Genomic DNA, 21,501 nt, shown 5'->3' with positions numbered 1-21,501 from the left:
CCCTCCCCCGTGCCTCATCCGCCCGCCGATCCGGCCACCGTGCTCACGACCCTGGCCGGGTACGGCGAGCGCTACCGGCTCGAGACCGCCCCCGAGGGAGGCGGCGACTGGATCGCCGCCGACCGGCTGGCCGATCCCGCCTCCGAGGAGCTGACCCGGGTGCTGGAGGCCGAGCGGACGGCCAGCGGGCAGGTGTCGGCGCACGCCACGGCGCTGACCGTGATGGCCGTCTACGCCGGCACGGTCACCGCTCCCGCCCTGCTGGCGTGGGCGCTGCACGACCAGGTGCTGGACGTGCGACCGCCCAACGTGCTGCTGCGGCTCGACGACCACCACGGCTTCGCGGCCGTCGCGCTGCGCCGGCCGCGCCTTGCCGACGTCTCCCGCACGACCCCGGCCGAACGGCTGGAACTGCTCGTGGGCCAGGTCCTCCACGAGCACCTGTTCCCGGTCGCCGAGGCGCTGCGGGCGCGCAGCCGCGCCGGCCGGCGGCAGCTGCACGGAGGCATCGCCCACGGATGCGCCGCGGCCTTCGGCGCCGCGAGCCGGCGGCCCGGAGCCGACGTCGACCTGCTGCAGCGCGCCTACGACAGGTTCCTCGCGGCCTGCCCGCCGGAGCTGGCCGCTCTCGGGGAGATGGTCCGGCTCGCCGAAGACGGCGCCGAAGGACTGTTCTACCTGCGCCGGACGTGCTGCCTGTTCTACACCGCCGTCCACGGCGACAAGTGCGCCAGCTGCTGCCTGGACAGCACGGAGGACCGCATCGCCGGCTACCGCCGTACCCTCACGGGCGGCACGGCCCCGCACTGACCCGCTCACACGGCCGGGTCCGGCAGGCGGCCCAGGCCTGGCACGAACCGGCCCACCCGCGCGGCGTACCCCTGGTAGGCGCGGCCGTGGACGGCCAGCAGATAGGGCTCCTCCACCGCGCGTACCTGCAGCTCGATGGCGGTCACCAGGACGGCCAGAGCGAGCACGGCGACCACGTTGGGCACCATCAGCGTCAGTCCGGCACTGGTGGTGATCATCGCGGTGAAGATCGGGTTGCGGGCCAGCGCGAACGGGCCGCCGGTGACCAGCTCGGTGCGCTCACCGGCGTCCACGCCGATCCGCCAGGAGGCGCCCATGGACAGCTGAGCGGCCAGCGTGGCCGCGGCGCCGGAAAGGGCGATCACCAGCCCGGCCCCCGCGGCCAGCGGGTGGTCGAGGGCGGGCAGCGGCGCCAGGCCGGCCACGGCGGCGACCGGCCCGGCCAGACCCAGCATGATCGCGGCCACGAACGTCAGCTTGGCCCACCAGGCGACCGAGCCGGCCGGACCGGCGTCCAGGCGCAGACCGGTGTCGCCGGTGCGGCGCCAGTGCACGAACGTGCGCCAGCCGAACGCCAGAGCAAGGGCGGTCAGATACAGCATGAGCGCGGTAACAGCCATGATCACTTCCTGTCGGTGGTGCCGGTGGTGCCGACGGTTTCGGTGCTGCGGCGGCCGTCGCCGCGCCCGCCGGGCGCGGCCGGACCGGAGGCGGGGGCCTGGCGCGAGGCCGGCGGGATGCGGCGGCGGACCGGGCCGGCAAGCGCACGGCCGGACCGCGCGAGGACTCCGCTCTCTGGGGCGATCGTCAACACGCCCTCACAATACACAGAAACCTGAATTCAGGAAATCTTGTACATAGCCGGACGGTCTCTCTTGTCGCCGTGCGCGCGGGTTGCCGCCGGCACCGCGCGGACGCGATGTCAGCTCGGTGCCGGCGGCGGATCCCCTCGCCCCCGGCAGGCTCCAGGTGGCCAGACCCCGCAGAAAACCCGGCCGGGCGGCTGCAATGATCTGCAAGCGGAAGGCAAGCCATGATCGTGATGATGAAGAGCGGACGCCGGGCCTGCCCGGCGTCGCGCAACCCCAGAACCGCGCCGCAAGGATCCTCTCCGTGCCAGCCGCTCAGCATCACGACCCCCTCACCCCCCACCTCATCGGATCGTCCGTCTGGCACGACCGGATGCTCCACGAGGCGGGCATCCCGGTCTTCGACACGCCGCTGGTCTCGGTGGGCGGCGGGCTCGGCTCCTTCACCCTGGTCGACGTGCTGCGGATCTGCGGGGCGCCGACCTCGTCGGTCCGGGTGCTGTCGAACAGCGACACCCCCTGGCAGACCTGGGAGTACCTCACCCGCGTATCGCAGCTCCCGCCGCACGAGCGCATCCGCTCCGACGCGGGAGCCCGCCCCGACAACATCTGGGGCTCCCCCTCCTACGCCCTGCACGAGGCCTGGCGGGACAAGTCGCCGAAGCTGCTCTGGCAGGTCCTGGCGGAGCCGCTCCTCACCGACTTCTTCAGCCCCCGGGCCGCGACGGTCTTCGCCACGGTCAAGCGCGAGGCCGATCGCATCGCGTACTGGGACATGCTGGTCAGGGGCCAGGTTCGGATGGTCCGCCGCCGGGCCGGCGGCGGCTACCTCACGCTCCTCACCCCGCCCGCCGGCACGGGGCCGGCCCGGCGGGTGGCGTTCCGCTCCCGGTACGTCCACCTGGCGGTGGGGTATCCGGGCCTGAAGTTCCTGGAGGACCTGCAGTGCTTCCGGGAGAAGTACGACGACTACCACCGCGTCGTCAACGCCTACGAGCCGCACGAGCACGTCTACGAGTCCCTCAAGTCACGGCCGGGCACTGTGGTGGTCCGGGGCGCCGGGATCGTCGCCTCCCGTGTGCTGCAGCGCCTCATGGACGACCGGGAGCGGTACGGCCTGCAGACGCAGATCGTGCACCTGTTCCGCACGTTCGTGACCGGACCGCACGGCCCGAGCCCGTGGATGCGGCGCGAGGGCGGCGACGGCTGGGCCTACCAGGCCTTCACCTTCCCCAAGTCCGCCTTCGGCGGCCAGTTGAAGGCGCAGTTCCGCCGGGTGCAGGGAGAGGAACGCGCGTCCCTGTACAAGGCCGTCGGCGGCACCACCACGCCGAAGCTGCGCCGCTGGCAGGAGCAGATGCGCCAGGGCCGGGCGGGCGGCTGGTACCACCCTCTCCAGGCGACGGTCCACAAGGTGGAGCCCACCCCGGACGGCCGCCTGGCCAGCTTCACGAGCAGCGCGAACGGGATGTCCGGCCACTACGTCTCGGACTTCATCATCGACTGCACCGGCCTGGAGGCCGACATGCCCGAGCACCGGGTCCTGGCCGACCTGCTGGAGCACGGCGGCGCCCGGCGCAACGGCGCGGGCCGCCTGGCGGTCGGGGAGAGCTTCGAGGTGACCGGCACGGAGAACGGCGACGGCGTGCTGTACGCCTCGGGCGCGGCCACGGCCGGCAACCACTTCCCGGCGGTGGACAGCTTCCTGGGCATGCAGACCGCCGCGCTCGACATCGCCGCGGACCTGGCCCGGCGGGGGTTCTGCGCCCGGCTCACCTCCGCCAGGTCGGTCGGCCAGTGGCTGCGCTGGGCCACCGGCCGTCCCCCGGCCTGACCCCGTCTCCTCTCCGTCCGCACCGCGCTGCGCCCGCACCACGAGCGGAGCGGCCGACGGCTCCCTCCGGACCGGCCTGCCGTCCCGCACCGCCGACCGGCCATCCGCTCCGTCCACCACGCCCCGTCCCGAAAGGAGCCGCCCGCCGTGATCCCCACCCTCGCCGGTCGCCTGCAGACCCGGATCTTCCTGCTCGCCACCGTCGGCGTGGTCCTGACGGCGCTGGTCGTGCCGGCGCTGCCGGGCACCTCCGGCTCCCTGGCGGAGACATACCTGACCGCATACCTGATCCTGCTCGCGGTCGCCGTCGTGGGCCTGGGCTGGGAACTGCTCTACCACCTGCTGATGCAGTTCCGCTGGGACAAGGACTGGCCGACGCTCTTCGGCCTGCTCACGATCATCCCGGAGGGCCTGCTCATGTGGGTGCTGCTCGAGGCGGGGCTGGTCCCCGGAATCGACGGCGTGGCCTTCTCCACGTTCGCCACCATGTTCGCCGTCGTCTGGGCCGGCCAGTGGTTGTTCGCGAACGGCCCGATGCGGGTGCTCTCCGTCCAGTGGCGGCTGCGCGGCGGCCGCCTGTTCTGAAGGCGCGCGAAACGCCTCCTCACCATCCGACCGATCGACGTCTTCAAGGGACACCGATGAGAACACGTGCCGTGGGCGGCATCGACTTCGCCCACCCGCTGGCCTTCTGGACCGGCTTCGCCGCCTGCGTGGCGGGAGTGGTCCTGCACCTGCCGATGTACGCCCACGCCTCCCACATGGGCTACCGCATGGCGGGCATGCCCATGGACGCCCCGATGATGATCGGCATGGGCCTGATCGTCGCCGGGCTGGCGGTGACCGCCTACGGCCTGGTCCCGCGCGGCCTGAAGGAGGCGCGGCGGGCCGGGGAGGTCCGCGTCCGCGCCACCGGCGACGGCCGGCTCCGTCCCGCGCACCTGGGACTGATCGCCGTGATGACGGCCGCGGTGACCATCGACGCGATGAAGCCGATCACGCTGGCGTTCGTCGCGCCCGGAATGGGCGCGGAGTACGGACTCAAGTCGGCCCTCAACCCCGACGGCGACCTTCCCGTCGCGCTCCTGCCCCTGTTCAGGCTCACCGGCACGGTCCTCGGATCGTTCCTGTGGGGCTGGCTCGGCGACCGCATCGGACGCCGGGCCGCCATCCTGCTGGCCGGGGTGATGTTCGTGACCACCGCGGTCTGCGGGGCGATGCCGTCCTTCGCCTGGAACCTGGTGATGTGCCTGATGATGGGTCTCGCCGCCGGCGGCATGCTGCCCATCACCTTCTCCCTGCTGGCCGAGACCATCCCGGGCCGGCACCGCGGGTGGGTGATGGTGCTCATCGGCGGCAACCTCGCCCTGGCCTACGTGCTGACGAGCTGGCTGTCGTCGGAGCTCATCCCCGCCTACTCGTGGCGGGCGCTGTGGCTGCTGGGCATGCCCACCGGGGTGCTGCTCATCCTTCTGAACCGCTGGATCCCCGAGTCACCGCGCTTCCTTCTGGCCCACGGCCGCGAGACCGAGGCACGGGCGATCATGTCGAAGTACGCGGCCGAGGCGGGGATCGAGATCGAGACGGCCTCCGAGGCCCGGGCGGCCGACGACAGGGGCGGCTACGGCCCGCTGTTCCGCAGGCCGTTCGCCGGTCTGACCGTAGCGGTGGTGATCCTGGGGCTGAGCATCGGCCTGGTCACCTACGGCTTCCAGCTGTGGATCCCCTCCAACCTGCAGAGGCTCGGCCTCGACCAGCAGACGGCCGACCGGGCACTGCGCGACTCGGCGCTGCTGGGGCTCCCGCTGGTCTTCGTCGCCGCCGCGATGTACGGGCTGTGGAGCGCGAAGAAGACCATCCTCGCGCTGACCGCCCTGGTGGCCGCCGCCCTGCTGGCCTTCTCCTTCGCCGGCGAGTCCCTGGTGCGCGACGACACGTGGCTGTACGTGCTGCTGGCCGGGCCGATCGTCGGCACCGCCACGATCTCGGCCGTGCTGGCGGCCTACAGCTCGGAGATCTACCCGACCCGGGTCCGCTCCCGGGGATCGGGCCTGTCGGCGGGCGTCGGCAAATTCGGCGGCGTCGCCGTCACCGCCGTCCTGGTGGCCGGGCTCGCGGTCCCCTCCATCGGCGCCACCGCGCTCCTCGGCGCGATCCCGCTGGTCCTGGCCGTCGTCGCGGTCGTCTTCTTCGGGGTGGAGACCCGGGCCGCAGCGGGCGGCGGCCCGCTACGGCCCCAGGCGTCCGCCGCGGACGCCTGAGATCCCGGCGGGCCTCACCGGGCCCCGCCGGCCTCCCGCCGGGGTGGCATGACGCGGTACGCCCTCGGGGTGGGGGCGGCGGACGAGAGAGCCCGGACACTGGCACGCGCTGAAAGGCGGACCGTCGCGGTGTACGGCGTCGGCGCGCTAGACCGGGGAACAGCGGCCCCTGGCACTGTCGGCGGCGCGGGCATCGATGTCAGCGATGGCGGCCTTGTGCGGCTGGCCCTTGAGGAACGCCTGGGCGAACTTCCTGGCCTGCTCGTGGGAGACAGCGCCCTGACCGCCTCGGGCTTCGGCCCGCCGGTGGCCAGGTCGAGGACGTGGACCTCCAGCCCGCGCTGCACGCCGAGCAGCGCGGCCGGCAGCTCGATCGGCCCGGTCCCGGTCACCAGCACCCGCCGGGGCTCGAACCAGGACCGGGGCCGTCGGGGCCGTCGTCCGGGGCGGCGGGACGCGGGCCGCGGAGGAGAGGTCCCTGGCGTACGGGCGGCCGCGTCAGCCGGCGGCCACGGCCGGTCGATCGTCCCCGGCGGGCGGCCGTGCCCGTACCTGCCCGGGCGCACCCGGACGGGCGGCTCGGCGCTCACTTGAGCGGATCGTGCCCCCAGTTCATGAGGGAGTACCGCCAGGCGGTCTCCCGGACGTCCCCGGACGGGCGCTGGGCCAGGTGGCGGTGGACGTACCCGGTCACCTTCCGCATGTGGGCGTGGTCGTCCTCCGTCAGGTCGCCCTTCTTCTTCCGCAGGATCTCCACGATCCTGCGGCCGGAGGCGTGGCCCGTCGACTCACCGCCGCCCGCCTTGTCCCCCACGCTCCTGGACTCCTGCGTGCCGAGCCAGCGCTCCAGCTCCGCGGCCGTCATGTTGACCGCCTGGTCGAAGTCCGCGGCGATCTGCCCGTCGTCAGTCATCGCGGTCCTTCCTGCGCAGCGCCGACGGCTTGTGCACGGCGGTCCGGCCGCTCTTGTCGCTGCGCACGCGGTACTGCGGATCGCCGGCCGAGGCGTCCACGGTGCGCCCTGCCTCCTCGGTCCGTTTCGTGATCTTCTTCTCGACCTTCCCCGAGGCCGACGAGCCGTGGCTCTTCCAGGTGACCTCGTCGCCCACGGAGAGCTCGTCCTTTTCACGCTTGCCGGTCATGTCTCTCCGACTGCCCGCACAAAAACGGCCGATAACCCCCATAAAGGTATATAAGTGTCGATTGCTAAACGAGATGCCGTCAGCCGTCGGACCACACGGCAGGTCGGAACCTGCGGAGGACTCCCGCGGTCCGTTTCCAGCGCGTCCGACCGCGCCTCGGTGGATCGGCTGCAGCCGGACCTCGGCCGGCACGTCCGAACCCATCGGCGGCGGCGGCGCCGGCAGCGGCCGGTCCGGGAAGTGGTGCCGCATCAGGCGACGTTCGCCCCGTCCGGCGCCCTGGGATGATGGCCGCATGGACGAGGAAGTCATCCCGATCCTTCACGTCAAGGATGCCGCTGCGGCGATCGCGTGGTACGGCCGTCTCGGCTTCACCCGGCAGTGGGAGCATCGCTTCGAACCGGGATTTCCCGTGTTCGCCGAGGTGGCCCGTGGACGGGTGAGATTGTTCTTGTCGGAGCACAGAGGCGACGCCCGCCCGGATACGTTGGTCTACCTGCGCGTCCGTGATGTCGACGCCGTCGCGGACGAGTTCGGCGTCCGGGTGGAGGACGCTCCGTGGGCGCGCGAGATCGAGCTGCGTGATCCCGACGGCAACCGGCTACGGGTGGGCACACCTGCGCGGTGAACGCCTCCGGCACCCGGTGGCGAAACCGCGCCGGCGCCGGAACGAGCGGGTGCTCGCAAGATCGGTGACGACCAGGGCGGACGTCGCCTGATGCGGCACTAGACGCGGTAGTAGCCCAGGAACATGTCCACGCCCGTCGTGATCAGTTCGTCGGTGAAATCCTTGTCGAGGGTGTCGCCATAGGCGCTGTGCACGATGTGGGGGTAGAGCACCGGGGCGTAGAACTGGACGAGCGCCAGGTCCATGTTGGGTATGCGCAGGCCGTTCTGCCGGCTCAGCGCCTCCGCGAGCGGTCCGGCGAAGCGGTCCGGCCCTCGTTCGCGCCAGGCGCGGCCCAGCTCGGGGAACCGGCGCGACTCGGCGGCGATCTGGTCGATCCCGGCGCCGAAACCACTGGCCAGGAACACCTCGCGGGCCGCGCGGAGGATGGCGGCCCGCTTCCGTGCCGCCCGGAAACACGCTCCCGGCGGCGTCTCCGTCGAGATCTACGACGGGTTGCGCGACATCCCGCCCTATGACCTGGATCTCGACACCCCGCACGACCGCCCCCGGGCCGTGCGGGAGCTGCGCGAGCGCGTCACCGGAGTACAACTACTCCATCCCCGGCGTCCTGAAGAACGCCATCGACTGGATCAGCACCGACTGGACGGGAGCCGAGGGCCTGCCGCTGCTCCGCAAGCCGGTCGCCATCCTCGGGGCCTCCCCGACCGACTTCGGCCGCGAGCTGCTCGCGCACCGTGCGGGGCTGATCGGCGTGGACGGCGGGTTCAGCGCGGCGGAGCCGGACAGCCTGACCGGGATCGCCTCCAACCTCAACGCCACCCCGCCGACCGACCTGGCGAGGTTCGCCAACACGCGGGCCGTACGCGCGCTGGGTCCCACCTCCTCGGGGAGCGTGGGCAACGCCCGCGACCTGGCCACGCTGTACGCCGCGGCCATCTCCGAGGTCGACGGGTGGCCGCCGTTGCTGTTCCCCGCGACCCTGGCCGAGTTCACCGAGCCGCACGCGACCGGCACCGACCTGGTCACCGGTGAGCTCGACCACTTCCCCCTGGGCTTCGAGGCCCAGGGGGTGCGCTACTCCCCGCTCGGTGCCCACGCGTTCGGGCACAGCGGCGCCGTGGGCGCGCAGTCGTTCGCCGACCCGGGAAGCGGAATCGCCTACGGCTACACGCGCAACCGCTTCGCCGCCGGCGGAGGCGGCGGGGCTCAGGAGAACCACCGGCTCATCGCCGCGGTGCTGCGCGCGGCTGCCTGAGGCGGCGGGGGCGGAGGTGGGGCAGACGCCTTTGCCCGCGCTGACCAGTGAGAGGACTTCCTGCCACGCGACGGTCGACGGGCCTCGGGGGACGGGTCTGCCCGCGGGGGTGCGGCTGGGGAGGTCGTCCGGGCATCGGTCCACCGACGCACCGGCCCGGCAGGGAGGAGCGGCGGCTCCCGGACCGATCATGGTCGCGGCGAGGCCGCGTCCAGGAGAGCACGTCCGGCCCCGGTGAGTTCGTGCGTGGTCGTGCGGCCGGCCCGGCTGCTGTCGATCAACCCGGCGTCCCGCAGGATCGCCAGGTGTTCACTGGCCGTCGGGGCGGTGACGTTCACCAGTCTGGCCACGACGGTCGTCTGCAGCGGAGTGGTGAGCGCGGCCAGGATCCTCGATCGAGTCGCTCCCAGAAGCCGGTCGAGGGATCTCGGAGTGGGAGGCGCCACCCAGAGGTACCGCCCGGACGCCGGGTAATAGATCGCCGGAGTCCAGTGGTCCGAGGTGGTGCACTGCATCCGGTCGGTGATGAACAGCGACGGAACGAGAATGAGTCCCTCGGGGCAGTCGACGTCGATGTCGACGGTTTTCTCGACAGTGATGGTGTCGCCTTCACACGCGGCGGAGTGGTGGAGGCGCGGAAGGGTCGCGCGCAGCCCCTCCCGGTTGACCTGGATGGCCCGATCCAGCATCTCGGCACGCAGCGCCTGCCGCATGGACGGCCATTCCGGTTCCACGACCGCCTTCCAGAGGCGGCGCAGCGCATCGGCGGCCTCGGATCTGACTCGGTCGGGGTCATCGAGCAGTCGGCGGCCGATCTCCGCCCCACGCCCCGTCGTGGCGTCGACCAGCTCGGCGTACGTCTGGTCCGCCGGCGCGGCGAGGAGGGCGTCCACGCCTTCCTCGAACGTCGGCTCACTGGACATCGGCGACGGGTCGAGGAAGTCGGGCCGATACGCGCCCTCGGCCATGAAGACCGTGAGCGCGCTCAGGTCCAGGTCCGAGAGACGACGGTGGCGACGGCGAAGCCACGGATGGAACATCGGGTGACGCCGCGGTTCGGTCAGGAGCTGGGCGAGACTGACCACTTCGTGGATCGGCGACATGGCCCATCGCACGCTCGCAGCACCGGCCCCCAATCGGTAGCGGATCACTCCCCTATTGTTAGGCCACCGCCGAAGTGAGCGCGAGCGGAGTGGTGGAGCTCCGAGACTCGGGTCATGACCGACACGGAGCCGATCGCCTGGTTCTCCCGGCGACCCGAGCGAGCCCGGCAGACACGAACCATCCGGCCGGGCGCCGGAGGACCGACCGTCGAAGTCCTCGCCGGCTCCACGAAGCCCACGACGACCGCTTCGCCGCCGACCACGAACGGTGACGGCGCCGGCGCGGCACAGGCCCCGCCCCACTGCGCCCGCCGCGGCCGCGGCCGAACCCTGCCCAGTCCGAACATCAAGGGAGAAGAACCATGTCGCTGAAGAACGTCAACACCGTCCTGGTCACCACCGCAGTCCTGTTCGTCCTCTACCTCGGGGTGTCCTTCGTCCTGACCCCCGAGACGTCCGCTCCGGGCTTCGGCCTGCCCGACTGGCCCTCTGGCGACGGCGGCGGCTTCCTCACCGTGAAGGGCATCCGCGAAATCGCGATGGGCCTGGTCATCGGCGTCCTGCTGGTGACGGGCCACCGCCGGGCCCTGGGCTGGGTGCTGCTGATGGAGGCCGTCGCCCCGCTCGGCGACATGATCACCGTCCTGGCCCACCGCGGCTCCACGGCCGCCGCGTTCGGCGTCCACGGCCTGACCTCGGCACTGATCGTGGCCACCGGCCTGCTGATCCTCCGGGAGACCGGTAAGGCCCGCAAGACCCAGGAGGCCGCCGCCCCGGCGCCCGCCGCGCAGGCCGCCTGACGTCTGCACGTCCCGAAGGGGCGGCCCGAGAAGCGGAATCCGGAGGACATCACCTCCACCAGGCCCGGATCGCTTCGTTTCCGAGCTTCAGGACCCACTCGTCTAATACGGCAGGTAGTAGCTGAGCACATCGGCGGTGAGCGGCGGGAAGAGTACCTGGAACAGCTCCTCCTGCGCGGTGTAGACGTCGGGCCGGATCCGGGTCAGGCCTTCGATGCCGTGCGGGCCGAACAGCAGGGCGGGCAGGTGGTCGGGGGCCACTCCGGCGCCGCCCACCGCTGCGGGGCTCTGCATCGCACCGCCGGCGGTGACCGCGCCGAGGCCGTCGGCGTGGACCGGGATCCGGTAGTGGGCACCGAAGGTGGAGATGACGATGTCCCGGCCCGCGTGGTCCGTCCCGGCGGCGGTGAGACGGCGCCAGAGCAGTGGCCGCAGCCGATCCAGCAGCGCCGTGACGTCCGGGATGCGGATGTAGTACTGCTCCGCCTGCCGGCGTGGTTCGTGGGTGAGGAAGTCGTGCCAGGCGGCGGCGGTCACGGTGTCGGCTCGATGGACGACCCGTACCTGCCCGCCGGGCACCAGTGCGGCGACACCGCGGAGCAGTTCCCGCGCCGCGGCCTCGTCGAGGGCCGCGGCCTCGGCCAGGAGCAGCTCGTCGTCTTCGGGGGGTGTGGTGCGCCCGGTGGCGATGACGGTGTCCGCGTGCTCGAGGACCCACAGGGTGCTCGCCTCGTGGGCCAGCAGCCAGCGCCAGCATGCGGGTGAGTGCGGCATGGCCACGTCGAACCGGCTCTGGGCCGTCTCCTGCAGGGCCGCCATGGCCGGGATGTCGGAGGGGCGGGCGGGGCGGAGCCGGGGGGTTCCCTCGCCGGGGGGCGGGGTGTGCACGGCCAGTGCGGGCGGTATGTCGACGGCGTACTCGTAGCCGAACAGCCGGTAGAAGTACGGGATGCCGATCATCGCCTGGATGACATGGCCGCGGGCTGCGGAGCGGTCGTGGGCCCATCGCATGAGTGCCCTTACGAGTCCGCGTCCTTCGTATTCGCGGTCGGTGGCCACCAGCTCGACCTGACCGGAAGGGAGGCGGATGTCGGCGATGCGCACTTCTTCGTCGAGGAGCGTCGCGGTGGAGACGACCCGGTCGCCGTCGACGACCACCGCGCAGGCCGACCAGCCGGCGTCGGGGTCCGTGACGACCAGCCGGTGGTCGAGGGCGTCGGCGGGTTCACCGCGTTCGGCCAGGAGCGTTCCGATCTGGTCGAGGTCTGCGGGCTGCGCCTGTCTCAGGACGAGGCCTCCTGCGAGTGGTACGGGCAGGACGGGGGAGGCTGCGGTCACGGCGGGACTATTCCACCGTGCGGGTGATCTCGTCCATTGGTTTTCCCCCGCTCGGGGCGGAGGAGACAGGCAGCGGACCGGCATCACCCGCGCCCGCGTCCGGGAACCGGCCGAACCGCTCCTGCATCCCGATCACCGGAAACAGGGCCATCAGATCGCGGACGCCGTTCCGGCTCCGCACACGGCCAAGTCCGCGAGAGCAGCACCTCGGCGGATGGCCGCCCGGCCGTCCGGGGAGGACGGCGAGCCGCACGGTCCGATCGGGACCGAAGCGGCCCGGCGCCTCGCCGAAGACCTCGACCAGGAGCGGTCGCCCGGTCACCCGCCGCTTCCTCAGCCGGACAGGCAGGTGAAGAAGCGTCGGATGTCCTCGACGAGCAGGTCCGGGGCGTCGTGCGCGGCCCAGTGGCCGCCGCGGTCGAACTCGCGCCAGGACACGATGTACCGGTGGTCCTGCTCGGCGAGTCTCCGGATCGGGCGGAAGTCGTGGGCGAAGCTCGCCAGGCCGATCGGGAACGTGGTCGGGTTCGGATACGCCGAGGCGCGGCCGTTCTCGTGGTGGAAACGGGCTGCGGACGCCGCGGTGCCGGTGAACCAGTAGATCGAGGCGTTGGTCAGCACCACGTCCACGTCCACACCGGCCAGCGACCGGCAGATCCAGGCGAGCTGACCGGCCGGTGAGCCGGCCGGCCCGTGGCGAAGGACCTGCGGTCGCTCCTGCCGGGCCCCGTCGTGGCCGGCAGGGCCGACGAAGGGGTGCGGGAGGTTCAGGTATCCCATGCCCTCCGGAGGAGGACCCTGCCGCTCGGCGGGGTCGCCGGAGGGGAATATCTGGTTGACGTGCACGGCGATCACGTGTTCGGGGTCGATCCGGCCGAGCACCGGCGAGATGATCGAACCCGCGTCGTTCCCGTGCGCGCCGTACCGGTCGTAGCCGAGCCGCCGCATCAGCTCGGCCCAGGCCCGGGCGACGCGCACGGCGTCCCAGCCCTTCCCCCGGGTGCGCCCGGAGAAGCCGAACCCGGGGATGGACGGGATCACCAGGTGGAAATCGCGTGACAGGGGCTCGACCAGGTCCAGGTACTCCACGAAGGTGCTGGGCCAGCCGTGCGTGAGGATGAGCGGCGTCGCCGCGGGGTCGGCCGAGCGCACGTGCACGAAGTGGACGGTCTGGCCGTCGATGACGGTCGTGAACTGCGGATAGGAGTTCAGTCTCGCCTCCTGCGCCCGCCAGTCGAAGGAGTCGCGCCAGCGCTCGGCGAGGTCCCGCACGTACGCCGACGGCACGCCGTACCACCGGTCCTGCCGCACGGGGCCGGACGTCGGCCGGCCGGCCGGCTCCGCGGGCGGCGGTTCATCGGTCCAGCGGGTGCGGGCCAGGCGGTCGCGCAGATCGTTGACGGCGACTTCCGGGATCGCGATCCGGAACGGCCTGATGTCCTCTGCCATGCCTCCACGATCCAGCTTCGGGCAGGCGTGACGGCAGTGCCTGGTGCACCGGTCCATCTGCCCATCGCATGACACCCACGTGCAAAATGCACATAATCATGAGTTCCGCAGATGATCGGGGACTGGATGAGCAGGTTCGGCTGGACACTCGTCCTCGCCATGGTGGGCGCCCTCGCCGTCACCCGCGTGGGGGACTTCCTGCGCGAACCCCTCCCCGCCCGGGACACCGCGCTCGGTGTCGCCGCCATCGCGGCGGTCGCGGCCCTCCACGTGGTGATCGTCATGCGGCCGTGGCGGCCGCACCTCCTGCTGGCGGCCCAGGCGTTCCTGGTCTTCGCGCCGTACCTCGCGCTCGGGAGAGCGTGGGGCCCCCTCTCCGGATTCCTGGGCGCGGCGGTCCTGCTGACCCTGCCCGCCCCGCTGTCCTGGCCGCTGTTCGCGCTCACCACGGCCACCGACACCGCCATCGGCGCCTACCACGGCTCCGATCCGCTCTCCGCGGCGGGCATCGCGATCGTCGTCCTCAACACCGGTCTCGGCGTGTTCGCCGTCACCCACCTGGCCAGACGGCTCGACCAGGCGACCGGGCAACGCGAACGACTCGCCGCGCTCGCCGCCGAGCGGGAGCGGCTGGAGAGCGCGGCCCGGCTGCGCGGCACGCTCGGAACCGGACTCTCCACGATCATCCAGCTGATCCGCGACGGCCTGACCGCGCCGACCACGGAGCGGCTGGCCCGCGTGGCCGACCTCGGCCGTACGGCGCTGGCCGCCGCACGCACGATCGCCGACGCCCAGCGCGTGGTGGTGCCGGCCGTGCCGCCGGCGCCGGACGCCGACCGGACGGCGCGGATCCGGCCCCGCCTCGCCTGGTGGTTCCTGGTCCTCATGCTGGCCGACCACTCGGCCATCACCGTGCTCAGCCTCGCCCTGGGGCCCCGGACGGAGGCGGGCGTCTGGGCGCTGGCCGGCTTGTTGACGGCGGTCTCGGTGGGGCTGCAGCTGTATCACGGGGCTCCCCGCGCGCCCGGCTCCGAGCCGCGGGCCTGGCCGTGGACCCTCACCCTGCACGGACTCGTCGTGGTCATCGCCACGGCGATCCCGTTCTGGCCGCCGCAGTCCATCCTGGCCCCGCTCCTCCCCGTGGCCGGCGCCGCCGTCGTCCGGCTGCGCCGCCTCTGGGCATGGGCGATCCCCCCGCTCTTCGCCCTCATGCTGGCCCTCGTCTCCGGCCGGCACTGGACCGGTGCCGGCGACTACGTCTACTGGAGCACGGGCGTCATCGTCATCACCATCCAGGTGTACGCCCTGTGCCGCATCCCCGAAGTGACCCGCGAGCTCGAGGAGACCAGCGGCGACGTGGCCCGTGTCGCGGCCGTCACCGAACGCCTGCGCCTGGCCCGCGACCTCCACGATCTGCTCGGCATGAGCCTGTCGGGGATCAGCCTCAAGGCCGAACTCGCCGCCCGCCTGCTGCCGACGGACCCCGATCGCGCCCGGCGTGAGCTCTCCGAACTGCTCGTCCTGGCCGAACGCGCCCGCGACGAGGTCCGCTCCCTCACCACCGAGCTCTTCCTGCCGGAGGAGATCGCGGCCGCCCGCTCGATCCTGGAGGCGGCGGGCCTGCACGTCACCGTCTCGACGTCCGGACCGCCCCCTGACGCCCCGCTCCTGGCCGTCGCCCTCCGCGAGGCGGTGACCAACGTCATCCGCCACTCCGCCGCGCGCACCTGCCGCATCTCCGTGGTCTCGGTCCCCGGCAGGGTACGGCTGCGCGTCACCAACGACGGCCTCGCACCGGCCGTACCGGAACGCCCGGGGACCGGGCCGATGACCGCGCAGGAACGCCGGGGGACCGGGCTGGCCGGCCTCACCGAGCGCATCACCCGGGCGGGCGGGCGGCTGGACGCCGGTCAGCGCGACGACACGTTCACGCTCACAGCCAGCCTGCCGCAGTAGCGATGCGGATCGCGTCCACCCGGTTGCGCGCTCCCAGCTTGGTCACTGCCGAGGCGAGATAGTTCCGTACGGTGCCATAGCTCAGGTGGAGCTGCGCGGACACCTCGCGCGGTGTCGCGCCGGACGCGGTCAGGCGCAGCACGTCGGCCTCCCGAGCGGTCAGCGGGCTGCCCGCCACGTCCAGCGCCGCGTAGGCGAGCTGCGGGTCGATCACCCGCCCGCCCGCGGCCACGGTACGGATCGCGTCGGTCAGATCCTGCGGCCGGGAGTCCTTCACCATGAAGCCCGCCACCTGCGCGGCGATCCCCCGGCGCAGGTTCCCCGGCTGTCCCACCGCGGTCAGGATCAACGTCCTGCAGTCCGGGAGCCTGTCGCGCAGCTCCGCCGCCGCCTGGAGACCGTCCATCCCGGGCAGCTCGATGTCGATCACGGCGACGTCCGGCCGGTGCTCCAGCGCGGCGGGGACGATGCGGTCACCGGACCCGACCGCGGCCACGACCACCATGTCGCTCTCCAGCCCCAGCAGGCCGCACAGCGCCTCACGCAGGATCCGCATGTCCTCAGCGATGAGCACCCGAATCATCCGCACCTCACCGCTCAGATCGCACTCGGCAGCCGTACCCGCCGCAGCCTATCGACCTACCGTCCCGTACCGGATCCCGGCCGCCGGCGCCCGGCGGCCCGCGGCGGAGGCCCGTCGCTCGCGGATCACGTAGCGGGTGCGGGACCCGGGCCCCGGGCCGGCCGGCCCGCCGTGTGTTGATCTCGTCTGCGGGTAGGCGCAGAGGTGTGAGACAGGAACGACGGATGTGGCAGTCGTCTTCCGGTCGGGCTCGTGGGCGCCGTCTTCGGACGGCCTCCAGTGGAGGCGTGCGGGTCCTCGACGCCCCGCCGGGGATGCAGCCATGACCGATCCCGCCGCCGGCGCCGGCGGTCCCGCTTGCCAGATCAGTGTGATCGTGGCCGGGCAGGGCGGGGTGCTGACGGCCGACGCCGGTCTTCTCCACGGCCCGCTGACGGCCACCACCCAGCTGGTCGCCGGCCGGCTGCGGATGCGGGTGCAATCGACCGACGACGGCGTGTGGCATGAAGTGGCCGGCAGTCCGCTGCCGGTCTCCGAGCCGGCCGACGGCTCCGGCAGGGCGGCCCTGGCGCTGCATCTGCGCCTGCATCAGGCGGTGATCCGTCTCGCCTCGGTCGCGGGCCTGCCGGACGGGCTGTCCCCGCAGGCGCTTCAGCAGGTGGATCTCGGCGGCGATCCCACCTAAAGGCCCTGCGCAAGCGCTTCCCGGCCGCCCGCCGCCGCCACCGTGGTGATCAGCGCCATCCCGGTCATGGCCGCGGTGAGCGGGATGACCACCGGCTTCACGCATGGCCGTACCTCCCGCGTCGGCTAGCGCAGGGCCGCCGCCAGGGCCGGGACCGCCGGCAGCGCACGAGACCGCGGACGCACCCGGAGAGCAGCGCCACGATGAGAGCCAGGGCACCTACCACGGAGAGCGGCACATCGAGCGTGGCCGCGTGATCGCCCGGGACCGCCGATATGTGTCCCCCAGCCGTCCGAAGCCGGTCGGCGACATCGTGCGGATCGCGTCCACGACGCGCCGATCCGGCCGTCCCCCCGGCTGAACGGTCCCGGTGGTGACCGGTCGGCGGGAAGTCAGGTAGAGGCAGCGCATCATGGGTACCTCCGGCGGCGATGTCACAGCTGGGAAAGGAGACGATGGTGGTATTCGACTCCTGGAGCGGAATCATCCGGATCGTCGTCGCCGCCGTGGTGGCCTACGCCGTGCTGGTAGCGGTGCTGCGGCTGTCGGGCAAACGCACCCTGTCGAAGATGAACGCCTTCGACCTGGTGGTCACCGTCGCGCTGGGCTCCACGCTGGCCACCGTGGTGCTCTCGTCCGACGTCGCGCTCGCCGAGGGCGGGCTCGCGCTGGCCCTGCTGGTGGCGCTGCAGTTCGCCGTCGCCTGGCTGGCGACCCGCTCGGTGCGGGTGCGGCGGGTGATCAAATCCGAGCCGACCGTGGTGCTGCGCGATGGGCGACTGCTGGAAGACGCGATGCGCCGGCAGCGCGTCACCGCCTCCGAAGTCCGCCAGGCGGTCCGCTCCAGCGGCTCCGGAGCGCTGGAGGACGTCGCCGCCGTCGTCCTGGAGACCGACGGCGGCTTCAGCGTCGTCCCCCGCCAGAAGCTCGGCTCGGGCAGTGCCCTGACCGACCTGGCCGGATTCACCGGTACGGATGGTTCCGCAGGTTCCGGACACCGGCCACACCGATGACCTCTGCTCCGGCCACGTCATTACTTCGCACCGATGTGGGCACCGCACCGGCATGAGCCCCCGTATCCACGAGACGGCCGCCGTCCGCCAGACCCGGGCCGAGCGGCTGATCGACCGCCTCGACGCCCCCATGAGCGTCCTGGGCCTGCTGTTCCTCCTGGTCGTACTCGGTCAAAACCTCGCGAGCCATCCCGTGCTGGCCGACGTCTTCTTCGCGGCGGGCTGGCTGCTGTGGGCCGCGTTCGCCGCCGAGTACGCCCTGAGGCTGTACGTGGCCCCGGCACGGTTGCGGTTCCTGCGCCGCACCTGGTGGCAGCTGATCTTCCTGCTCGTGCCGTTCCTGCGCTTCCTGCGGCTGCTGCGGCTGGTCCGGCTGGCACGGGCCGGCGGCGTGCTCGGCTCGGCCGTGCGCGGCAGCCGCTCGGCCGGGCGCCTGCTGTCGGGCCGGCTGACCTGGCTGGCCGCGCTCAGCGCCATCATCGTGCTGGCCTCCAGCCAGGTTCTGCACGAGTTCGCCGGCTACGACGACTACGCCCTGGCCCTGCACGACGCCGCCCTGGCCACCGTCACCGGTGAACCGCTCACCGTCAGGACCACGGCTCTGGCCGCCGTCGTCGAGGTGCTCCTGGCCGTCTACTCCGTGGTCGTCTTCGCCTCCGTCGCCGCCGCGATGGGCGCCTACTTCCTCAGCCACCACCCCTCCACTCCACACGACGGCGAACACCCGGGCGGCGAGCGCTCAGGTGACACCGCCCGCTCCTGACATGCGGGTACCTCCCCTTGCCCGAGTCGATCCATCCGGCGGGCGGTAACCCGACCGATCGCGGGGTATCGGTCTTCCGCAAAGAGTCCGACCCAGGAAAGGACGCAGCATGCCGGTCCGCGAAATGATCGACACCTACCCCGCCGACATCAACCTCGACCGCGACCTGATCGCCGACGCCGTCCAGGCCCTGATCGACTGCGCCCAGGCCTGCACCGCCTGCGCCGACGCCTGCATGAGCGAGCAGCACGTCGACCAACTGCGCAAGTGCATCCGCACCGATCTGGACTGCGCCGACATCTGCTCGGCCACCGCCCGCATCCTGTCGCGCCACACCGGCTACGACGCCAACATCACCCGCGCCCAGCTGCAGGCCTGCATCCAGGCGTGCCGGTCCTGCGCCGACGAGTGCTCCCAGCACGCCGGCATGCACGAGCACTGCCGCATCTGCGCCGATGCCTGCCGCCGATGCGAGCAGGCGTGCCAGTCCCTGCTGACCAAGATCGCCTGACCCGGCGTCCGCCGGTCGCCGTGCCTCTGGGAGCACCTCGATCACACAGGTGCGGGACATCGGAAGGTACGGGCTGCTGACAGAGATCTCCTTCGGAAGCGGTTGCGATGCGCTCCAGAGCAGAACGCGAGACACCGGTCGCCCTGCCGCCGGAGGCGCTCTGTCCGGCCGATGAGGCGGAAGGCGGAAGCGGCACCCGGCCCTGGCCCGGATCATCCGGACAGCGGCCGGACGCGGCTGCCCGGAACGCAACAGGCCCGACCGGCCAGAGCCGCCCTGTCACCGCACGCACCCGCCCCGGTTCACCGGCGAGCCGCACCCGGACGTCGGTGAACGATCGTGCCGGACGCGTGACCGGCGGCACGGCCCGACGGCCGGAGACCCTTCGGTGACGGCACGGAGATCGCCGCAGCGGCCGAGCGTTTCCGGTGACACCTGGCGGACCCGGCTGTGGCCCCTCCCGACCGCGGGAGTGATTACCGCGTGCCTGCTCGGAATCGGGCTGCCACTCGTCGACGCCAACGTGATCGGCGCTCTGCCCGCCCGGGTGACCGCCTACCTGTTCAGCGGCGGGCCGCAGGCGGCGCGTACGGTGCTGTCGGCGATCGCGGGTTCACTGATCACCGTGACGTCGCTGACGTTCTCCCTGACGGTGGTGACGCTGCAGCTGGCCAGCAGCCAGTACTCCCCCCGCCTGCTGCGGACCTTCGCCCGGGACCGGTTCGTCCACGTCACGCTGGCACTGCTGCTGACCACGTTCACGTACGCCCTGACCGTGCTGCGCGCGGTACGCGCCTCGCTGGAGGACCAGTCCGCCTTCGTGCCGCAGCTGTCGGTGACGGTGGCCTACCTGCTGGCGCTGGTGAGCGTGGTCGCCCTGGTGGTGTTCCTCGCGCATCTGGCACGGCAGATCCGGGTGGAGTCACTGCTGGACAGCGTCCGCACCGAAGCGGCGCAGACGATGCGGCGCTGCGCGGACGACAGGACCGGCACCGCCCTCGCTCCGGCGATTCCGGAGACCGGGACCGTGCCCCTGTGCGCCGTCTCGTCGGGCTTTCTCACCTCGGTCGACGAGGAGGCGCTGCTGCGCGCCGCAGTGGACACCGGCACCGTGGTGGTCCTCGACCGGCTCCCGGGCGACTGGGTGGTCGTCGGTACCCCGATCGCCGTCGCCTGGCCGCTCGCCGGAGGAACCTCCGGCCTGGACCGTCAGGACGTCGACGCCCTGTCGCACCACCTGGCGGGCGCAGTCCGAACCGGATTCGAGCGGACCTCGGAGCAGGACATCGCGTTCGGGCTACGCCAGATCGTCGATGTCGCGACTAAGGCGTTGTCCCCCGGGATCAACGACCCGACCACCGCGCTGCACGCGCTGGGCCATGCCGCCGCGCTGCTGTGCGAGGCGGCCGGCGAAGACCTCGGACCTCTCCTGCTGCACGACGGCTCAGGAAGGGTCCGCACGGTCGTGCCGCGTCCGGGCTTCCCCGCGCTGCTCGACCTGGCCCTGTCCCAGCCCCGCCGCTACGGCGCCGCCGAGCCGGAGGTGATCGGGCGGCTGTTCATGCTGCTGGGCGAGGTCGCGTGGTCCGCCCGCCGATCCGAGCACCGCGCGGCGATACACGATCAGCTCCTGCGACTGCGCGCCACCGTGGACCGCCAGGACTACGATCACAGCGAGCGGGCCCGGATGGAGGACCTGGCTCTGGCGGTACAGGCGGCCCTGACCGGGCGCTGGACGTACGAGGCGTCCCGTCGTCCGTAGGGAACGCCCCCTGCGGTGGGCGCCCGACTCCGCTCATCGTTCTACTGCCCGATACTGCGCGGCTCCACCGGCTCGTAGCACTGCCCGTCACCGACGGCCTTGAGGCCGGCGAGGTCTCCTCCCTGGAGCGTGGTCACCCGCCGGCCGTACTGGACCGGGTTCATCAGCTGGCCGGGGTCGTCCACGTGCCCCAGGCCGACCAGGTGCGCCAACTCGTGCAGCATCACGGCCCGCATGGCGTCGTCGCCGCCCATCGACGCCATCTGCCCGGCGTCGAAGACCACCATCCCGCTCACATACCGCGGGGTGCCGTTTCCGGCCCGGACGTAGACAGGGCCTCCGTATCCGGCCGCCTGCCCACGCAGGCGCGGGTACTCGTCCGGGGCGGAGTAGGCGATCAGCACCGGCGCCCACCGCTCGCCGTACCGGTCCGGCTGGTAGGCCTTCCTGCCGTCGCCGGGTGCCTCACCGATGCTCCCCTGATAGGAGAACCGGAGTCCTGTCACTTCGGAGATGCGGCCGACGCTCTCCCGCAGCAGCCGCTCGGCCCCTTCCGGCCGCCCCTCCGGCCGCACGACGTACCCGATGGGTTCGCAGGTGCTCCACCGCACAGGCTCGCCGTCGTCCCGCGTGTGCAGGAAGCGGTAACCGTCCGCGCCGGTCCGCCGGCCGGATTCCTCCACCGATGGGGGCGCCGGGTGTCCGGGTGGTGGCCACGCAACCAGAGAGCACGCCGGCCGCCAGCACGGCCACGGCCACGATCCTCATCCAGGGTTCTCTCCCACCGCCCACTCTC

22 protein-coding genes are annotated in these 21,501 nt (G+C 72.3%); 13 read left to right on the top strand and 9 right to left on the bottom strand.

Annotated features, from left to right (window positions below):
- Nucleotides 1–9: 9 nt before the first annotated feature.
- A complete protein-coding gene (locus ACFOWE_RS11885) occupies nucleotides 10–810 on the top strand; it encodes an IucA/IucC family C-terminal-domain containing protein (RefSeq protein ID WP_377287324.1) in 801 nt (266 codons plus the stop codon).
- Between the two features lie 5 nt (nucleotides 811–815).
- Here the strand turns inward: ACFOWE_RS11885 and ACFOWE_RS11880 are convergent, their stop codons facing one another.
- Entirely contained in the window at nucleotides 816–1,430 is a 615-nt protein-coding gene (locus ACFOWE_RS11880) for a methyltransferase family protein (RefSeq protein ID WP_377287323.1), read from the bottom strand.
- Between the two features lie 493 nt (nucleotides 1,431–1,923).
- Here ACFOWE_RS11880 and ACFOWE_RS11875 point away from each other — a divergent pair, with 493 nt between their 5' ends.
- The 3 genes from ACFOWE_RS11875 to ACFOWE_RS11865 all read left to right on the top strand — a co-directional run bounded on the left by ACFOWE_RS11875 (nucleotide 1,924) and on the right by ACFOWE_RS11865 (nucleotide 5,714).
- Nucleotides 1,924–3,453: a hypothetical protein gene (locus ACFOWE_RS11875; protein ID WP_377287322.1), complete on the top strand. Its 1,530-nt coding sequence runs from the start codon at nucleotides 1,924–1,926 to the stop codon at nucleotides 3,451–3,453.
- A 147-nt stretch (nucleotides 3,454–3,600) separates the two neighbouring features.
- The gene (locus ACFOWE_RS11870; RefSeq protein WP_377287321.1) at nucleotides 3,601–4,038 is read left to right on the top strand and encodes a hypothetical protein; all 438 of its coding nucleotides are present in this window, start codon (nucleotides 3,601–3,603) and stop codon (nucleotides 4,036–4,038) included.
- A 56-nt stretch (nucleotides 4,039–4,094) separates the two neighbouring features.
- Nucleotides 4,095–5,714 (top strand): MFS transporter, encoded by a 1,620-nt coding sequence (locus ACFOWE_RS11865; RefSeq protein ID WP_377287320.1) that lies wholly within the window; start codon nucleotides 4,095–4,097, stop codon nucleotides 5,712–5,714.
- Nucleotides 5,715–6,300: 586 nt separating this feature from the next.
- On the opposite strand, the gene ACFOWE_RS11860 is transcribed toward ACFOWE_RS11865, so the two are convergent.
- Complete coding sequence (locus ACFOWE_RS11860) at nucleotides 6,301–6,627, bottom strand: DUF3140 domain-containing protein (RefSeq protein WP_377287319.1); 327 nt, start codon at nucleotides 6,625–6,627, stop codon at nucleotides 6,301–6,303.
- A complete protein-coding gene (locus ACFOWE_RS11855) occupies nucleotides 6,620–6,856 on the bottom strand; it encodes a hypervirulence associated TUDOR domain-containing protein (protein WP_377287318.1) in 237 nt (78 codons plus the stop codon). Before ACFOWE_RS11855 ends, ACFOWE_RS11860 begins: the two co-directional genes overlap by 8 nt.
- Nucleotides 6,857–7,151: 295 nt before the next feature.
- On the opposite strand from ACFOWE_RS11855, the gene ACFOWE_RS11850 reads away from it, so the two are divergent.
- Nucleotides 7,152–7,484: a glyoxalase superfamily protein gene (locus ACFOWE_RS11850; protein WP_377287317.1), complete on the top strand. Its 333-nt coding sequence runs from the start codon at nucleotides 7,152–7,154 to the stop codon at nucleotides 7,482–7,484.
- Nucleotides 7,485–7,582: 98 nt separating this feature from the next.
- Here the strand turns inward: ACFOWE_RS11850 and ACFOWE_RS11845 are convergent, their stop codons facing one another.
- Entirely contained in the window at nucleotides 7,583–7,912 is a 330-nt protein-coding gene (locus ACFOWE_RS11845; protein ID WP_377287571.1) for a TetR/AcrR family transcriptional regulator C-terminal domain-containing protein, read from the bottom strand.
- An 86-nt stretch (nucleotides 7,913–7,998) separates the two neighbouring features.
- On the opposite strand from ACFOWE_RS11845, the gene ACFOWE_RS11840 reads away from it, so the two are divergent.
- Nucleotides 7,999–8,742, top strand: a complete 744-nt coding sequence (locus ACFOWE_RS11840; protein ID WP_377287316.1) for an NAD(P)H-dependent oxidoreductase — start codon at nucleotides 7,999–8,001, stop codon at nucleotides 8,740–8,742.
- 188 nt (nucleotides 8,743–8,930) lie between these two features.
- Here ACFOWE_RS11840 and ACFOWE_RS11835 read toward each other — a convergent pair whose 3' ends face one another.
- A complete protein-coding gene (locus tag ACFOWE_RS11835) occupies nucleotides 8,931–9,893 on the bottom strand; it encodes a DUF5937 family protein (protein WP_377287315.1) in 963 nt (320 codons plus the stop codon).
- A gap of 314 nt (nucleotides 9,894–10,207) precedes the next feature.
- Between ACFOWE_RS11835 and ACFOWE_RS11830 the strand changes: the two genes are divergently transcribed.
- Nucleotides 10,208–10,645, top strand: coding sequence for a DUF4267 domain-containing protein (locus tag ACFOWE_RS11830; RefSeq protein ID WP_377287314.1), 438 nt, complete (start codon nucleotides 10,208–10,210; stop codon nucleotides 10,643–10,645).
- A 102-nt stretch (nucleotides 10,646–10,747) separates the two neighbouring features.
- On the opposite strand, the gene ACFOWE_RS11825 is transcribed toward ACFOWE_RS11830, so the two are convergent.
- Together ACFOWE_RS11825 and ACFOWE_RS11820 are read right to left on the bottom strand one after the other, a co-directional pair.
- Nucleotides 10,748–11,983 carry a GNAT family N-acetyltransferase gene (locus ACFOWE_RS11825; RefSeq protein ID WP_377287313.1) on the bottom strand — a complete coding sequence of 412 codons (1,236 nt, stop codon included), beginning with the start codon at nucleotides 11,981–11,983 and terminating at the stop codon, nucleotides 10,748–10,750.
- 333 nt (nucleotides 11,984–12,316) lie between these two features.
- The gene (locus ACFOWE_RS11820; RefSeq protein ID WP_377287312.1) at nucleotides 12,317–13,432 is read right to left on the bottom strand and encodes an epoxide hydrolase family protein; all 1,116 of its coding nucleotides are present in this window, start codon (nucleotides 13,430–13,432) and stop codon (nucleotides 12,317–12,319) included.
- A 111-nt stretch (nucleotides 13,433–13,543) separates the two neighbouring features.
- Between ACFOWE_RS11820 and ACFOWE_RS11815 the strand changes: the two genes are divergently transcribed.
- The gene (locus ACFOWE_RS11815; RefSeq protein ID WP_377287311.1) at nucleotides 13,544–15,388 is read left to right on the top strand and encodes a sensor histidine kinase; all 1,845 of its coding nucleotides are present in this window, start codon (nucleotides 13,544–13,546) and stop codon (nucleotides 15,386–15,388) included.
- Here ACFOWE_RS11815 and ACFOWE_RS11810 read toward each other — a convergent pair.
- Nucleotides 15,366–15,971 (bottom strand): response regulator transcription factor, encoded by a 606-nt coding sequence (locus tag ACFOWE_RS11810; protein ID WP_377287310.1) that lies wholly within the window; start codon nucleotides 15,969–15,971, stop codon nucleotides 15,366–15,368. The genes ACFOWE_RS11815 and ACFOWE_RS11810 overlap by 23 nt on opposite strands.
- A gap of 322 nt (nucleotides 15,972–16,293) precedes the next feature.
- Here ACFOWE_RS11810 and ACFOWE_RS11805 point away from each other — a divergent pair, with 322 nt between their 5' ends.
- From ACFOWE_RS11805 to ACFOWE_RS11785, 5 genes are all read left to right on the top strand, one after another.
- The gene (locus ACFOWE_RS11805; protein WP_377287309.1) at nucleotides 16,294–16,656 is read left to right on the top strand and encodes a hypothetical protein; all 363 of its coding nucleotides are present in this window, start codon (nucleotides 16,294–16,296) and stop codon (nucleotides 16,654–16,656) included.
- A 431-nt stretch (nucleotides 16,657–17,087) separates the two neighbouring features.
- The gene (locus tag ACFOWE_RS11800; RefSeq protein ID WP_377287308.1) at nucleotides 17,088–17,669 is read left to right on the top strand and encodes a DUF421 domain-containing protein; all 582 of its coding nucleotides are present in this window, start codon (nucleotides 17,088–17,090) and stop codon (nucleotides 17,667–17,669) included.
- A 52-nt stretch (nucleotides 17,670–17,721) separates the two neighbouring features.
- A complete protein-coding gene (locus ACFOWE_RS11795; protein WP_377287307.1) occupies nucleotides 17,722–18,432 on the top strand; it encodes a hypothetical protein in 711 nt (236 codons plus the stop codon).
- A 109-nt stretch (nucleotides 18,433–18,541) separates the two neighbouring features.
- Nucleotides 18,542–18,943 carry a four-helix bundle copper-binding protein gene (locus tag ACFOWE_RS11790; RefSeq protein ID WP_377287306.1) on the top strand — a complete coding sequence of 134 codons (402 nt, stop codon included), beginning with the start codon at nucleotides 18,542–18,544 and terminating at the stop codon, nucleotides 18,941–18,943.
- A gap of 388 nt (nucleotides 18,944–19,331) precedes the next feature.
- Nucleotides 19,332–20,705, top strand: coding sequence for a DUF2254 domain-containing protein (locus tag ACFOWE_RS11785; protein ID WP_377287305.1), 1,374 nt, complete (start codon nucleotides 19,332–19,334; stop codon nucleotides 20,703–20,705).
- Nucleotides 20,706–20,746: 41 nt separating this feature from the next.
- Here the strand turns inward: ACFOWE_RS11785 and ACFOWE_RS11780 are convergent, their stop codons facing one another.
- Nucleotides 20,747–21,388, bottom strand: coding sequence for a matrixin family metalloprotease (locus ACFOWE_RS11780; protein WP_377287304.1), 642 nt, complete (start codon nucleotides 21,386–21,388; stop codon nucleotides 20,747–20,749).
- Between the last annotated feature and the right edge of the window lie 113 nt (nucleotides 21,389–21,501).

This window comes from Planomonospora corallina, assembly GCF_042650625.1.
In the GTDB taxonomy this organism is placed as follows: domain Bacteria; phylum Actinomycetota; class Actinomycetes; order Streptosporangiales; family Streptosporangiaceae; genus Planomonospora_B; species Planomonospora_B corallina.
This window is presented reverse-complemented; position numbering and strand designations above follow the sequence as displayed.